14 protein-coding genes are annotated in these 14524 nt (G+C 37.1%); 4 read left to right on the forward strand and 10 right to left on the reverse strand.

The features are described 5' to 3' along the window. Positions 1 to 13 precede the first annotated feature (13 nt). The 10 genes from ASE92_RS13865 to ASE92_RS13910 all read right to left on the reverse strand — a co-directional run bounded on the left by ASE92_RS13865 (position 14) and on the right by ASE92_RS13910 (position 10036). On the reverse strand, positions 14 to 1264 hold the full coding sequence (locus ASE92_RS13865) for a sigma-54-dependent Fis family transcriptional regulator (RefSeq protein ID WP_056850706.1): 1251 nt from the start codon (positions 1262 to 1264) through the stop codon (positions 14 to 16). A gap of 70 nt (positions 1265 to 1334) precedes the next feature. After that, positions 1335 to 2750, reverse strand: a complete 1416-nt coding sequence (gene miaB, locus ASE92_RS13870; protein ID WP_056850707.1) for a tRNA (N6-isopentenyl adenosine(37)-C2)-methylthiotransferase MiaB — start codon at positions 2748 to 2750, stop codon at positions 1335 to 1337. Between the two features lie 139 nt (positions 2751 to 2889). Then, positions 2890 to 3915 carry a cell wall metabolism sensor histidine kinase WalK gene (locus tag ASE92_RS13875; RefSeq protein WP_056850708.1) on the reverse strand — a complete coding sequence of 342 codons (1026 nt, stop codon included), beginning with the start codon at positions 3913 to 3915 and terminating at the stop codon, positions 2890 to 2892. A 57-nt stretch (positions 3916 to 3972) separates the two neighbouring features. Continuing rightward, a complete protein-coding gene (locus ASE92_RS13880; protein WP_056850709.1) occupies positions 3973 to 4629 on the reverse strand; it encodes a hypothetical protein in 657 nt (218 codons plus the stop codon). A gap of 33 nt (positions 4630 to 4662) precedes the next feature. Beyond that, positions 4663 to 5427: a TIGR03915 family putative DNA repair protein gene (locus ASE92_RS13885; protein WP_056850710.1), complete on the reverse strand. Its 765-nt coding sequence runs from the start codon at positions 5425 to 5427 to the stop codon at positions 4663 to 4665. Further along, positions 5427 to 6686, reverse strand: coding sequence for a putative DNA modification/repair radical SAM protein (locus ASE92_RS13890; protein ID WP_056850711.1), 1260 nt, complete (start codon positions 6684 to 6686; stop codon positions 5427 to 5429). The genes ASE92_RS13885 and ASE92_RS13890 overlap by 1 nt, the downstream gene beginning before the upstream one ends. Positions 6687 to 6759: 73 nt before the next feature. Continuing rightward, on the reverse strand, positions 6760 to 7299 hold the full coding sequence (locus ASE92_RS13895; RefSeq protein WP_056850712.1) for a hypothetical protein: 540 nt from the start codon (positions 7297 to 7299) through the stop codon (positions 6760 to 6762). Between the two features lie 86 nt (positions 7300 to 7385). After that, positions 7386 to 8030, reverse strand: a complete 645-nt coding sequence (locus tag ASE92_RS13900) for an HD domain-containing protein (RefSeq protein WP_056850713.1) — start codon at positions 8028 to 8030, stop codon at positions 7386 to 7388. A gap of 71 nt (positions 8031 to 8101) precedes the next feature. Beyond that, positions 8102 to 8383: a helix-turn-helix domain-containing protein gene (locus ASE92_RS13905; RefSeq protein WP_056850714.1), complete on the reverse strand. Its 282-nt coding sequence runs from the start codon at positions 8381 to 8383 to the stop codon at positions 8102 to 8104. Between the two features lie 462 nt (positions 8384 to 8845). Further along, complete coding sequence (locus ASE92_RS13910) at positions 8846 to 10036, reverse strand: class I SAM-dependent RNA methyltransferase (RefSeq protein ID WP_056850897.1); 1191 nt, start codon at positions 10034 to 10036, stop codon at positions 8846 to 8848. A 71-nt stretch (positions 10037 to 10107) separates the two neighbouring features. Here ASE92_RS13910 and ASE92_RS13915 point away from each other — a divergent pair, with 71 nt between their 5' ends. The 4 genes from ASE92_RS13915 (at position 10108) to ASE92_RS13930 (ending at position 14388) form a co-directional block, all read left to right on the forward strand. Beyond that, the gene (locus ASE92_RS13915; protein WP_056850715.1) at positions 10108 to 10476 is read left to right on the forward strand and encodes a DUF3127 domain-containing protein; all 369 of its coding nucleotides are present in this window, start codon (positions 10108 to 10110) and stop codon (positions 10474 to 10476) included. Between the two features lie 542 nt (positions 10477 to 11018). Beyond that, positions 11019 to 11834, forward strand: a complete 816-nt coding sequence (locus ASE92_RS13920) for a T6SS effector amidase Tae4 family protein (RefSeq protein ID WP_157255751.1) — start codon at positions 11019 to 11021, stop codon at positions 11832 to 11834. 4 nt (positions 11835 to 11838) lie between these two features. Next, the gene (locus ASE92_RS13925) at positions 11839 to 12279 is read left to right on the forward strand and encodes a hypothetical protein (RefSeq protein WP_056850717.1); all 441 of its coding nucleotides are present in this window, start codon (positions 11839 to 11841) and stop codon (positions 12277 to 12279) included. Positions 12280 to 12558: 279 nt separating this feature from the next. Beyond that, positions 12559 to 14388 carry a sensor histidine kinase KdpD gene (locus ASE92_RS13930; RefSeq protein ID WP_056850718.1) on the forward strand — a complete coding sequence of 610 codons (1830 nt, stop codon included), beginning with the start codon at positions 12559 to 12561 and terminating at the stop codon, positions 14386 to 14388. Positions 14389 to 14524: the final 136 nt, after the last annotated feature.

The following is a 14524-nucleotide window of genomic DNA, read 5'->3' on the forward strand; positions in this document are numbered from 1 at the left end:
TTGGTTTAAGCTTTTATAAGTTCAACTCTTTAATTTTTCTATATAAAGTTCTTTCTGATATGCCTAACTCTTGGGCGGCGAACTTGCGCTTTCCTTTGTGTTTTTTCAACGCTTTCTTTATCAAATCAGATTCTTTATCTACTAGTGATAACGATTCTTCAACTTCTTCCGCTTCGTGGGCAAAATAATCGCCATTATTATTATTGCTTCCGTTGTTATTATTACTTTGTGTAGGTTGTTGGATGGTAAAGCCATGTTCCTGCCCCGATGGGAGCTCCACATCCCGGTAAAGTTGGTTGATGTACTGAGGATTATCAGCTAAAACGGTTGCCGTATTGCCACCATGCTGAATAATTTCAGCCACTAACTTTTTGAGTTCAACCATATCTTTTTTCATATCGAAAAGCACTTTGTACAGAATATCTCTTTCTGTAAAATCTTCTTTCGATTGAGAATTAATCGCCATTGGTAAGTTGCTTCCGGCCTCATTTGGGATATAGTTTAAAATGGCTTGTCCGGTTACATTTCTATCCTTCTCTAAAACGCAAATTTGTTCTGCAATATTTTTCAGCTGGCGAACATTTCCTGGCCAACTGTAATTGGTTAAAATCTGCACGGCATCGGGTTCTAAGTGTAAAGCCGGACTACGGTATTTATCACTAAAATCGGCAGCGAACTTTCTAAATAAAAGATAAATATCTTCTTTACGCTCTTGAAGCGCAGGAATACGCAAAGGCACTGTGTTTAAACGGTAGTACAAATCCTCACGGAATTTACCGTTTTTTACGCGATTGTAAACATCAACATTGGTGGCGGCAATAATTCGAACATCTGTTTTTTGTACCTTCGATGAACCTACGCGAAGATATTCGCCACTCTCTAAAATTCTTAATAAGCGGGCTTGAGTACCCAGCGGCAATTCAGCAACTTCATCCAGAAAAATGGTTCCGCCATTGGCTACTTCGAAATAACCTTTGCGGGCCTCGTGTGCTCCTGTAAACGATCCCTTCTCATGGCCAAAAAGTTCTGAATCAATAGTTCCTTCGGGAATGGCACCACAGTTTACCGCAATGAATGCGCCATGTTTGCGGGCGCTCATTTGATGGATAATCTGCGAAAAAACCTCTTTACCGCTTCCACTTTCGCCCGTAATTAATACCGACATATCTGTTGGCGCCACCTGGCTTGCAATATCTATAGCACGATTAAGCAAGGGTGAATTACCTATAATGCCAAATCGTTGTTTAATATTTTGTGTATCCATTTAGTACTTAGTAGTTAGTATAAAGTACTTAGACATCGTCTTTGTTCCTTTATCCTTGTTCCTTATTCTATTAAACAATTCTTCCAATCAGCGTAGCTGAAGTACATCTTTCGATATAAACGTTTGCATATTGCCCAGGTTTAACACCTTCAATAGCTGGAAAAATAGCCATTGCACCGCTATCTCCGCGTCCGCAGTAATCCAGGTCAGATTTTTTAGAAGTTCCTTCGATCAAAACCCGGATCGTTTTACCAACCCATGCCTGTAAACGCATTAATGAGTGTGCCTGCTGCTTGGCTAAAATTTCTGCCAATCTGCGTTTTTTTACTTCTTCCGGAATATCGTCTGCTAGCTTACGGGCAGCTAAAGTTCCTGGGCGTTCCGAGTAGGTAAAGTTGTAGGCAAAGTCATACTCCACGTAATCCATCATGCTTAATGTTTCCTGATGCTCTTCTTCTGTTTCTGTACAGAAACCCGCAATAATATCAGTAGAAATTGCACAACCTGGAATAATTTTTTTAATCGCATCGATACGATTAATGTACCATTCTCGGGTGTAAGTTCTGTTCATCAATTCCAATACACGTGTATTACCCGATTGAACAGGCAGGTGAATATAGTTGCAAATGTTGTCGTGTTTGGCAATAGTGTAGAGTACTTCATCAGTAATATCTTTTGGGTGAGAAGTAGAAAACCGAACCCTTAAGTCAGGATTTACCAGAGCAGTGTGTTCTAAAAGTTGAGCAAAGTTTACCGTTTCAGTCCCATCCTCTGAAGTCCAGGTGTAAGAATCTACGTTTTGACCTAGAAGTGTTACCTCGCGATAGCCAGCCTCAAATAATGATTTTGCTTCTTCGATAATGGAATGTGCATCGCGGCTACGTTCGCGGCCACGGGTAAAAGGCACAACACAAAACGAACACATATTGTTACAACCTCGGGTAATGGAAATAAAGGCAGTTATTCCGTTGCTATTCAGGCGCACCGGACTAATGTCTGCATAAGTTTCCTCACGAGATAACAGTACATTAACAGCTTTGTGGCCACTTTCTACCTGCTCAATTAAATTTGGCAAATCACGGTAAGCATCTGGCCCAACCACTACATCTACCAAACGCTCCTCTTCTAAAAATTTAGATTTTAAACGCTCGGCCATACAGCCCAAAACACCAACAATTAATTTTGGATTGCGGCGTTTTTCTACCCCAAACTGCGAAAGACGATTTCTAACCCTGGTTTCTGCGTTTTCACGAATAGAACATGTATTTATAAAAATAACATCAGCTTGGTGATAATCGCCAGTGGTTTCAAATCCGGTTTCTGAAAGAATGGAGGCAACAATTTCGCTGTCGGCGAAGTTCATGGCACAGCCATAGCTTTCAATATATAATTTGCGTGCGTTAGCTTTTACAGGAACATCTAAAATTAGTGCTTCTCCTTGTCGTGCTTCGTCATGCGTTTTATCTGGTATTTGTAAATCGATCATTCTTTAAAAAGATTTTGGGGATTGCAAAAATACACAAATATATTTAAAAGTGACAAATTGGCACGTTTAGTTTGAATGTTTACAAAAGAATTGGAAATGGTAATTCCAGCTTAGCCAGTAATAATTTGGGCCTCAAATCTTATCCGATTTTTTGGAGGGTGAAAGCGAAAGTGGTTCCTATTCCTGGCGTGCTTCTTACCGAAATGGTTTGCTGATGGGCTTCTAAGATATGCTTTACAATGGCCAAACCGAGACCCGTTCCGCCTACTTCTCTCGCCCGGTGTGTATCAATACGATAGAAACGCTCAAATAAACGAAGGAGGTGTTTCTCCTCTATCCCGATGCCGTTATCGGTTACTTCGATCAAAAACTGATCATGCAGTTCAAATATTTTAATGGCTGTTTCCCCGTTTTCTACGCCATATTTAATGCTGTTTACAATGAGATTGATGAGCACTTGCCTGATTTTCTCCCGATCAGCATTTACAAGGGTAACGGCGGTATATTTATCTTTGAAAAACAGTTTAATATGTTTGGCTTTTGCCCGGTCGTCCAGATTTTCCATCACCTCCTTCGCCAGAGTAACAAAATCAAATTTTTGATAATTTATAGGTGACTCGCCTGTTTCGAGTTTGGAAATGGCGTCTAAATCGTTAATCAGATAACTCAAACGTTCCACATTATTTTCAGCTTTTTTCAGGAATTTAACAGCCATGTCGGGATCGTCAACGATGCAATCTTGCAGCGTTTCGATGTATCCCTGGATGGCAAATAGTGGCGTCTTAAATTCGTGAGAAACGTTTGATAAAAATTCCCGTCGAAATTGTTCCTGTTTTTTCAGCAAATCAATTTCCCTTTTTTTAGCCCCTGCCCATTCCTTAACTTCCTGTTCTACATCGTTAATCGGATCGGAGCTTACATATTCGCCAAGCGCATCTTTTAAATCTTTACCCAATTTTAAGTTATGGATAAGTTTATAGATGAGTTTGATTTTGTTGTAAATGTATTTTTCCAGTAAGTAGTAAAAAACCAGAAAGCTGGAGAGAAATGAAACGCCGAAAGATATTCCGAAATAATACCAGCTGCGCTCAAAATAGAAGTTAACCATCCCGATGGAAAGCGCAACGGCAAGCGCAGTAATTAAAACCAGCACACTTAATTTCATGGTGCAATTTAAAGCTTTTTATGTTAAAGGAATGTTAACAAGCCATTTTTGAACCATCTATTTTGCGCTTTTAAATAACAATTTAGTTCTGTTTGAGTCGGATAGAATTAGTGTGTTTGAGTCTGACTTTAAAACCTTATATACAACTGTTTTTTTCGGCATTATCATTGTTTTTTGCGGCTTGAAATCAACAAATATATCGTTCGCTTGATTTTTAAGCCGATCAAATGGAATGGTAACCGAATTAAATCCAATGAAATCAAACGTAATGTAGTGTATGTCGAGCAGTTTTCTGATGGTTAGCGATGCAGTTCCATTTTCCAATGTCGTAACAGAAAATAATATTTCGAAGTTTTTATCTCTCATGGCCACCCAAGCACCATTAACAGGTGTTTTGTTGTCAAATATTTGAACGTAGAGCCGTGTTAAATTAGAGGGGTCATTTTGGGCAGAAATTTTATAAGCTGATGAATCCTTATCATTTAAGGCATGATAATTTAAATATAACTCATTGTTTTTTAACGAGAAGCTGCCTTGACCATATTTTTCGCTCACATGCCCTGTATATTGATCGGAAAAATTTGAACCCTTGAATGTTAGTGTTCTGCTTCCGGCATCTACTCCGGCAGAATAGACAAACTTGCCTGCGATTTGAGCAATAGCACTACTTATGGGAAGTGAGAGCAAAAGAATCAGGACGTATCTTAAAGACATTTTAGTTTTTTATTACCAAATTAATGAAATATTTTAACCCAATTGCTTTTCGGTTAAATATTTCCAATATCTTTTCGGCACATGTTTAACATGAAGTTTTGTGTTTTTGCGGGCTACAATATTGGCGCTTTTAAAGTAATCTTTCCAAAGAAGGGAGTAAAGCTCCTCCTTTTCATCCATCAATATTGTCGGGGGATTTTTCTTATTTGCTTCTGTTGTAAAATCGATGATGATTTCTTCAACAGTGTTTAAATCATAATGAAGGCCATATTTTCTTTTTAAATCGTAAATAATCCATTGCTGATCGGCATATCTATTTTTAAAATGGTTATTAATTAATGGAAGCACATTAAAATCTGGATCAATGGAGGCGTAAAACATGCCATCGCCAGTTTTTTGAAAGCGAATAAAAGCTTCCATTCTGTGCTTCTCCCGTTCAACGCTTTTGGCATATTTAGATAGTGCCATTACATGCTCATTACCATAATTCGTTTCGGCGCCAACCGGATTTTGAAATATATAAATAGTAAATTGAAACAGGTGTTGATAGGCCTCAGGAATTTCTGATAAATAACTGCAATAGAAATTACGCAACCAGGTTTTTTTAATTTTTTTCTGAAGTCCAGCCCAAACGCGATCTGCTTTCTCGGCATTGGTATCTATAACCATTACTTCTGTAAACGCCTCCGGCTGGAAAATCTCCATAGATTTTAACGAAACGAAACCTGGTTTTCGTTCAAACCATTCAAAAACAGCAGTTAAAAGTCCGGGCAAGGATCCATCGAAAACGTAAATCATTAAAATAAAATCAATTGATTGCTGTCGGTTTTTAAATATTTGCTCTGACTTTCGGCTAAGATAAAGGCCTTAATTTGAGTACCCTGATAATCTTTTATTTGATAAGGCGTATCCACACAGGTGATAAAATGTTTCGCTCGGTTATAAGCAACGCCCATCTTTTTAAGCTGATCAATCCTCAATTTTCCAAACTTCCTTGCTTGTACTATTTTCTGAGCCGACATCACACCGATGCCGGGGATGCGCAAAATCATTTTATAGTCAGCCTTGTTGATGTCAACTGGAAAATGCTGCATATTTCTGATCGCCCAGCTAAGTTTTGGGTCAATATCAATATCCAGATTTGGATTGGCATCGTTTAATATTTCCTGTACTTTGAAACCATAAAATCGCATTAGCCAATCAGTCTGATACAGCCTGTTTTCTCTTAAAAGGGGAGGTTGAGTGCCAAGTACTGGCATTCGGGTGTCATCACTAATAGGTACATAGCCAGAATAATAAACCCTTTTTAGCGAAAAATTTTTATAAAATGTATTGGCCGTATACATAATATCTTTGTCGCTTTCTGGCGTTGCTCCAATTACCATTTGAGTACTTTGCCCTGCCGGAACAAATTTTGGAACATGTTTGATTAACTTTTTATCGGCAGAAAATTGAGCGATGTTTTTCTGTACAAAATCCAAAGGCTTAATCACATCGGCATGGCTTTTCTCTGGAGCTAAAAGTTTTAAACCTGCCTCAGTGGGCATTTCAAGGTTTATACTCATCCTATCTGCATATAAACCTGCTTCTTTAATGAGTTCATCGCTAGCACCAGGAATAGTTTTCAAATGAATGTAACCATTGTAATTTTGCTCTAACCGGAGTTTCTTGCAAACCAAAAGCAAACGTTCCATCGTAAAATCTGCATTCTTAAAAATCCCTGAACTTAAAAAAAGACCTTCTATATAATTGCGGCGATAAAAATTCATGGTGAGTTCCACTACTTCATCTACAGTAAATGCAGCACGTTTTACATCGTTACTTTTCCGCGATACACAAAAAAGACAATCGTAAATGCAATGGTTGGTTAACAAAATTTTAAGTAATGAAACACACCGGCCGTCTTCCGTATAGGTATGGCATATGCCTGACGAATGACTATCGCCTAGTCCTTTATTATTGTTTTTTCTGGTGCCACCACTAGATGAACAAGACACATCATATTTAGCAGCATCAGCAAGAATATTTAACTTTTCACGAATCCGATCGAATGACATAGTAAATTTTTTACTAACAAATATAGTTTTAAAAACTAAAAATATTAGTAAAAATTTACTCTTTTGGAGAATATTAGTTGCTCGCCAAGCGATCGTGAAAATCTTTGGTAATTTGCTTTTGCTGATGAATGTTGGAGATTTTTTTATTTTCCTGATAAGAACGCAATAGGCTGAAAAAGTTCTCCGCCTCATCTTCATAATGCTCTTTCATACTAAAATTTGCTTTAAAGTAGGGGGCAGTAAAAATTACAGTATAAGAGTAATTCCCATGCTGAATACTAAACTTTTCTTCGATGGATAAAATATTTTCCCATAGCGCTGAAAAATTTCTTTTGTTATAGAATAAGTTGTTTTCAGTAATCTCCAGCTTCATCTGCTCTTGCTCTATACTTACGGTACATGGAACAAAAATCTGTGTTTTTATTATCCATCGTAAAACCAAAATCATGATTAATAAGAAAGTGGTGATGAGCATAGAAATAAGCCAAAAAGAGGTGTTAATTGGCAAATGGTAGAGCATAATAAACATTAATAGGGCACCGATTGTGGGTACGCCAGCAAGTGTAGCAACAAGCACGCTGCTCTTATGATATTGAAGTTGAAAGACATTCATTACATATACTTTTACTAAGTTATCGCAGAATGTCTTTCTATCCAATACTGAAATATAAGTAATTTGACGGTATTTAAATCAAAAGGCTAGTTGCCTTCCCACTCGCTGTAAAAATGTGCTAAGTAAAGTAGCATAAACTGGTGGCGTTCCTCTGCAATAGTTTTCCCTGCTGCGGTATTCATCAAATCTTTTAACAACAGTAGTTTCTCGTAAAAATGATTAATGGTAGGAGCGGTTGTATTTTTATAGGTTTCTTTTGATAAATGTTGTTCAGGTTTGATAGCAGGATCATAAAGCACGCGATTTTTAAAACCTCCATAAGTAAATGCTCTTGCAATTCCAATGGCTCCGATTGCGTCTAATCTATCAGCATCCTGAACAATTTGCATTTCTTTGGAGGTAAATGCCTTTTGGTCAAAGCTATTTTTGAACGACATATTTTCAATAATCAATTTTACATGATCAATAACGGCCTGATCGACATGAATGGATTTTAGGAATGCTGCAGCCATTTTTGGTCCCAGCGTTTCATCACCATCATTAAACTTTGGATCTGCAATATCATGAAGGAGTGCGGCAAAAGCTACCACTAACTCATCGCCATTTTCTTTTTTGTTGATATTTTGAGCAGTTTTATAAACCCGCTCTATATGAAACCAATCGTGCCCTGCTTCGGCATTAGCTAATGTTTTCTTAACAAAATCGATGGTTTTTTGAATGGATGAATGCATAAAAAGAATTTTTCTCAAAGATATTGGAAATTTATGCAGGCGGGCAGAAATGATTTCAACAGCGGAAGTTTTTAACTTACCGCTGCTGTTCTGCTCTCATCTTCAGCAATAATTTTTATTAAATCATTGTGATTTAAAGTAAGTAAGTGAGTTACCTCAACTTCTAGAATTGTAGAGATCTGAAATAAACGATCAACAGTCAATTTACTATAACCTAACTCAATTTTACTGTAGGCGTTTTGAGAAATTTTTAATTTTGCTGCCAAATAATCCTGAGTATAATCTCTGTATTCTCTAATTTTTCTGATATTCCCAGCAACATTCTTTGTCTTTAAAGCTAATACATCTTCCATAAAAAAGGGATAATTTTTTTAATGTTTGAATTATTTACGAAATTCTGAACGGCTTAGATTTTATAGGAATTATTCTTCTTCAAATAATTGAATCACGCAAATACCGAGAAACATAACTATGTACTAACAAGCCAATAACTTAAAAGTTTAATGAATTCTTTGTTGCCATTCATGGTCAACGTGATGGGGAAAGGTATTGTAGTTAAGCCTTGATTGTTTATTGACATCACATAAGACTAATAAAACCTTTGGCGAAAACCTCAAATAAGGTAAGGCATTGATGAATTAGGCCATTACAAAATCAAGCGTTGAATATAAGGGAGCAGAAGTGTATAATAGCGAAACGCTACAGCATTTACAGTAGCCTTTGGGATAAATTTTTTGTTGATTAATGTAAATTGAGGGGATAGAAGAGAAACCTGGCAATTCACAAATAGCTACCAGGCTCCAATAAATATAGAATTAATTTGCCTCTTCAGTCTGAATTAAGGGAGCTCTTCGTGATCCATCATACAACTCATATTCAAGCATTCTACAGTCTAATTTTCCATTATAGAATTCGATTTTCCGGGAAGCTTTCAATCCGATTTTTTTAGCCAAATCTGGATTTCCAGTGAAAATATAGCCTGAATAACCTTTGCATTTAGTTTTCATAAAATCGCCCATGCGTTTATAGGTTAATTCCAATTTGCTGTGAACGCCCAAACGTTCGCCATATTCAGGATTGAAAACGACTACGCCTTGTCCGCCTTCTGGCACAGGAGTAAGCTCGAAATCGCAAACCTCAAATTCGATTAAAGTATCAACACCGGCTGTCTGTGCGTTTCTACGCGTAACCTCAACGGCATCTTCCGAAATATCAGAAGCAATAATTTTTAAATCTATATTTTTAATGACCTGATCTTTCAAAATTCTTCTTTCAGTGAAAAATTCCTGTTCATCATAGCCTAAAATGTGCATGAAGCCATAATTCATACGGTATAAGCCAGGCGCACGATTGGTTGCAATTAATGCAGCTTCGATAGCTAATGTTCCTGAACCACACATCGGGTTAATGAAAGGCGATTTTCTATCCCATTTGGTAGCATAAATAGCTCCTGCAGCCAGGGCTTCAAGCATTGGCGCTTTCCCCGGAATTTTACGGTAACCATGTTTGGCCAAGGTTTCGCCAGAGGTATCCATAAAAACGTCGGCATCTGCATCTTTCCAGTACAAATGCACTACTGCTTTGTTGGCATCAGAGCCGGAGTTCGGGCGGATGCCTTTTTTCTCTTTCATGCGATCGACAATCGCATCTTTAACCTTTAAATTGGCAAATAATGGCGTAGTGATATTTGGATTATCCACATTGGAAGTTACGGAAAAATATCCTGCAAAATCGATCAATTCTTCCCATTCAATATTCTTAATTTCATTATATAAGTCATCAGGAGTAATGGCCTTAAAACTTTTAATCGCATATAAAATCTGACTGGCGCAACGCAAGTTTAAATTTAGCTTGATACACTCTGTAAGGTTGATATTTAGCTCAACACCAGTTGGAAAGGCTCTTTCTATTTTATAACCCAGTGCCGTAACTTCATCTTGTAAATACGGAGAAAGGCGCTTATTGCAGGTAATAATTACCTTGCTTTTATTGTGGAAAACTTGCATCATAATATATGCGAAGTTATCAATAAAATTATAGAGATTTGATTCTTTAAGGTACAATATTAGTATTAGTTATGGAAATTAAAGGAAAAGTACACGAAGTAGGTGCAACGCAGCAGGTAAGTGAAACGTTTAAAAAACGTGATTTAATAGTAGAATACGCAGAAAATCCAACATACCCAGAATATATCCGTTTTGAGGCTTTACAAGATAAAACTGCATTATTAGATACATTTAAAGCGGGTGATGAGGTTGAGGTTTTCTTTAATTTACGTGGCCGCCCTTGGACAGATAAAACAGGAAAAACATCATATTTTAATAGTTTGGTGATTTGGAGAATCAATGCGATTGCGGCAGGCGCTCCGGCAGCAGCTACTCCAGCTTATGCAGCTCCGGTTGATGTGAGCAACACAACAGGTGAAGATGATGATTTGCCTTTCTAAATAAAGAATCTTTTTAAGCAAACAATTTTGAACCATGCCGAGGCTTTTGTCTCGGCATTTTTTGTGGAAGTACATTTTGGCATGTACCCATAACTACTAAGTTATATTCAGCGTACAATAAGTTAACCTTTAACACCAATTTTATTCAGTTTTACGTCAGACTTGAGTCGGATAGAATTGTCACAACCCCGAACTAACTCCGTACCAACTGTGTCGAAACCCCGTCTGAAGGGATAGGTCTTCTTCAACGTGTTTTATGCTTGTCCTATACTGGAATAAGTTTACAATAGAAAGTCGTGTTACTGCTATTTGTTTACAATTGAATTTATGGAGTGGGTTTAGGTAGCGGGGGTTCTGGCGGTGGCGGATCATCTAACGGAAACTATCCTCCGAGTTGTAACCCCAATCCTAATTATGTTGTTCCATCTATTCCTCTTCCTCTGGGTACTGAATGGATATTGCCATGTAGTGGGCCTGGTTCAGTCCCTATACCAGTCACGCCAATACCTACATCATCTATATTGAGTAATATAATAAATTGGATGGGTATCACAGATGTTGATAAGCAAAATTTCTTATTGACGCATAATGAGATCTATCTTGCATTGAGTGATTATCTAGTAACAAACGGCACAACTACAGAGACTAAAGAATTTGTAGATTGGGCGGTGTGGTATTTAATGGAGAATCCAACTGTAAGTTTAGAAACATTTAAAAATCGATTTTTCTATAAAACGGCAGACGGTTCTGATGGTCTTAATGATTTTGACATAAGCTATTGGAACGATCCAAATCTCATCATAGCGCATAAAGTATTGACTAGTTATACAGATTTTTACCTAGCTTATCCTAAAAATTCTACGGGATTTGAATTGGATGCTGCAAGTGTCTTTAATTTAGTAGGTGGAACTCCAAAAACGCTAAGAGATGCTAGTCTCAATGATAATAATAGCGACAATGACAATACTTATAGCAATGCTTGTGCTCTACGTGTATCTAGGGCTTTAAATTATTCAGGTGTAGCCATTCCAGAAGTTTCTGGTACATATAAAGGAGGCGATGGTAAAAATTATTTTCTATCTGCAGCGTCCTTGTATGCTTGGATGACAAAAGCATTCCCACCTACGCCCTTCAATAGCATTATATTGAATGGATCAGACTCAGGACCCCATGGGGCGGGATTTGCTAATGCTATGGCAGGCTCAAAAGGTATCTATATAATGCTTCCGAATTATCCAGGTTTTGCATATTTTGGAGCCTCTGGTCACGCAGGTATTCATACATATCCTGAAATGACTCACTATTATTTTGATGCAAAAGGTGGTGTAAATAAAATAACTTTATGGAAACTATATTAACGATATGAAATACATTTTAATATTTTACATTTTATTAGCCATTGCTTTTTCATCATTTTCTCAAGGCAACGATAATAAACAAGAATGGATTGCTCAATATAAAGAGTCTGTTGTATTTTCTGGGTTTTTGAGAGGTCTTGATAATTCAGAATTATCATCTAGTATTATGAAGGCCGACAAATCTTTTTATAATCCATTTTTTAAAACCTTGCATCAGAGATCTATAAAGAGAGGAACAGACTACCTCGTCAACCTTATTAATAAAAATTTCGAAAGTAGGAAAGGTCGAGTAGCTCAACCTGCAGAAGGTAAGCAAGCTTTGCTAATATCTCTACATTTCTACACAAGCAAGAAGTTAGCTGAAATGGCTGAGGAAGAGTTTCTTAAATGGATAAATAACCCAAATAAAAAGATTCTGATAGAAGAGGTTAAAAGGATTTATTAATGACCTAAAATGGTTGCGTTTTTTAGTTTTTACCTAAAGTAGAAATATTTGGCAAGAAATAAATAAAGAATCTTTTTAAGCAAACAATTTTGAACCATGCCGAGGCTTTTGCCTCGGCATTTTTTGTGGCATTTACTTAAGCTTAAATCTTCATTTCCAGCTCAATAAGCCGTGTTAAAATATGTTAAAAACATTCTGGTAACTTAGCTATTGAGTATTTTTGTTTGCTATTAGGTTATAAAGTGTTCATACAAACACTTTTCGGCACAAATCACATCAATGAAAAAAAGGAGTTTTTGGTTTATTACGGTGCTGATGACGTTGGCTTTGCTGGGCGTTTTTGTGATGCAGTTGTATTACATCAAGGAAGCCTATAACCTAAAATCTCAACTGTTTGACGAACAGGTAAATCAAACTTTAGCTACTGTAGTTAAAAAGGTAGAACGACTAAATGTGGCCAACCACATCAACAGGAAAGACGCCGAAAACAAATTAAAGCGTATTCAGGATGCTCGACAAAGGGCGCTGGATATTAAAGATTTAAGGCAGCAATATGTTCAGGAATCGGAATTGAGATTTGCCGAACGCGAAAATTTAATCGAAAATTATCTAAATCAACAGGATAGTATTATTAGGGCATCTTTTCGTGCGCCAAATGTAATATCTGAACGCGACTTTGTATCCTTATCCTCTCTGAACGGAAAGAGCCTTGATTTACAGATGGACGCTTTTGTGGATATGCGAAGCTTAATTTTAAAAGGCTATAGCATGCGAACTAAGCCCTATGCTCCAGCACCTAAAACATTCGAATTTAAAAGTTTGCAAAGCTTGCCAGATACTTTACGTTATTTGGTTTATGATCCTATAAATGCCAAGCCACTTACCGTAAGTGTACCAAAGGTTTCTGATGAACTGGAGAAAAAATTTAAACGTGAGGATGAAATCGCCAGGAAAAAGCTGGAAGTAAAAATTGCTGCTTTGGGAAAGGATACTTTGCCTTATTCTAGAATGAGTTTAGTAGAAGATGTTTCCAAAGAACTGGAAGAATCGAACATTCCTATCTATAAACGTATAAACTTCGAGGCGTTGGGCGATGTTTTAAAAGCTGAATTGTTAACACATAATATTACTCAAAAACCCTATTATAAAGTTTCGTTGGCCAAAAAAGATTCGGTTTTGTTTATCGAAGCCTCGAACGCTAAAGGAGAGTTTCTACCTGAAAACACCTATAAAACGCCTCTTTTTGGAAACGATTTATTCCGCGATCCCGGTACTTTAATTGTCACTTTCCCAAATAAAAACTCGGCAATTTTGGCCAACTTAAGTTTTACCCTTGCTACATCTGTAGGTTTATTACTGGTGCTGGTTTTTATTTTCTCTTATACGCTTTATGCCATTTTAAGGCAGAAGAAAATTTCTGAAATGAAAACCGACTTCATTAATAACATGACGCATGAATTTAAAACTCCGGTTGCAACCATTATGATTGCAAGTGAGGCACTAAAAGATCCGGAAGTTACTGAAGATAAAACCCGATTGAAACGCCTGGCTAATATTATTTACGATGAAAACGTTCGTTTGGGCAGCCATATCGAACGTGTTTTGAGTATCGCCCGGTTAGAAAAAGGAGAGCTGAAAATGGAGAACACCGAAGTGGATATGAACGATTTGATTGTAATTGTTCTGGACAGCATGAGTCTTCAATTGCAAAAAAGAAATGCGATTTTGGATATCCACACAGATGCCGAAAAATCTACCGTTTTTGGCGATGAACTTCATTTATCAAATGTGCTTTATAACCTAATTGATAATGCCAATAAATATAGCTCCGAAACACCGGAAATTACAATCACAACCAGAAATGCCAATAATAAATTGATCATAGAAATTGCTGATAAAGGCATCGGAATGACCAAAGAACAATCTAAACGAATCTTTGATCAGTTTTACAGGGTGCCAACTGGTAACTTGCATGATGTTAAGGGATTCGGTCTTGGCTTAAATTATGTTCAGGATATTATAAAACAGGTTAATGGCAGCATCAAAGTGAGTAGCGAAAAAGATAAAGGAACAAAGTTCGAAATATCGTTACCTTTATATCAAAGCTAAACATCGGCAGAAAAAACGGCATTGGTCGATACTTTGTGTAACTGCGTTTAAACTGGAGTTATTATAGCGGATAAATTAACAAATAAACCGTTGTCCAAGTACAGAATCAAACATTTACGGTAGAATGCTACCTATG

The organism is Pedobacter sp. Leaf41 (assembly GCF_001422545.1).
Classification (GTDB): Bacteria; Bacteroidota; Bacteroidia; order Sphingobacteriales; family Sphingobacteriaceae; genus Pedobacter.

What these genes read in the sequence shown, in the direction of transcription:
- ASE92_RS13875 (WP_056850708.1), bottom strand. Translation starts at nt 3,915, where the DNA reads ATGAAATTAAGTGTGCTGGTTTTAATTACTGCGCTTGCCGTTGCGCTT.
- miaB (WP_056850707.1), bottom strand. Translation starts at nt 2,750, where the DNA reads ATGATCGATTTACAAATACCAGATAAAACGCATGACGAAGCACGACAA.
- ASE92_RS13925 (WP_056850717.1), top strand. Translation starts at nt 11,839, where the DNA reads ATGAAATACATTTTAATATTTTACATTTTATTAGCCATTGCTTTTTCA.
- ASE92_RS13890 (WP_056850711.1), bottom strand. Translation starts at nt 6,686, where the DNA reads ATGTCATTCGATCGGATTCGTGAAAAGTTAAATATTCTTGCTGATGCT.
- ASE92_RS13865 (WP_056850706.1), bottom strand. Translation starts at nt 1,264, where the DNA reads ATGGATACACAAAATATTAAACAACGATTTGGCATTATAGGTAATTCA.
- ASE92_RS13910 (WP_056850897.1), bottom strand. Translation starts at nt 10,036, where the DNA reads ATGCAAGTTTTCCACAATAAAAGCAAGGTAATTATTACCTGCAATAAG.
- ASE92_RS13880 (WP_056850709.1), bottom strand. Translation starts at nt 4,629, where the DNA reads ATGTCTTTAAGATACGTCCTGATTCTTTTGCTCTCACTTCCCATAAGT.
- ASE92_RS13930 (WP_056850718.1), top strand. Translation starts at nt 12,559, where the DNA reads ATGAAAAAAAGGAGTTTTTGGTTTATTACGGTGCTGATGACGTTGGCT.
- ASE92_RS13905 (WP_056850714.1), bottom strand. Translation starts at nt 8,383, where the DNA reads ATGGAAGATGTATTAGCTTTAAAGACAAAGAATGTTGCTGGGAATATC.
- ASE92_RS13895 (WP_056850712.1), bottom strand. Translation starts at nt 7,299, where the DNA reads ATGAATGTCTTTCAACTTCAATATCATAAGAGCAGCGTGCTTGTTGCT.
- ASE92_RS13920 (WP_157255751.1), top strand. Translation starts at nt 11,019, where the DNA reads ATGGGTATCACAGATGTTGATAAGCAAAATTTCTTATTGACGCATAAT.
- ASE92_RS13885 (WP_056850710.1), bottom strand. Translation starts at nt 5,427, where the DNA reads ATGATTTACGTTTTCGATGGATCCTTGCCCGGACTTTTAACTGCTGTT.
- ASE92_RS13915 (WP_056850715.1), top strand. Translation starts at nt 10,108, where the DNA reads ATGGAAATTAAAGGAAAAGTACACGAAGTAGGTGCAACGCAGCAGGTA.
- ASE92_RS13900 (WP_056850713.1), bottom strand. Translation starts at nt 8,030, where the DNA reads ATGCATTCATCCATTCAAAAAACCATCGATTTTGTTAAGAAAACATTA.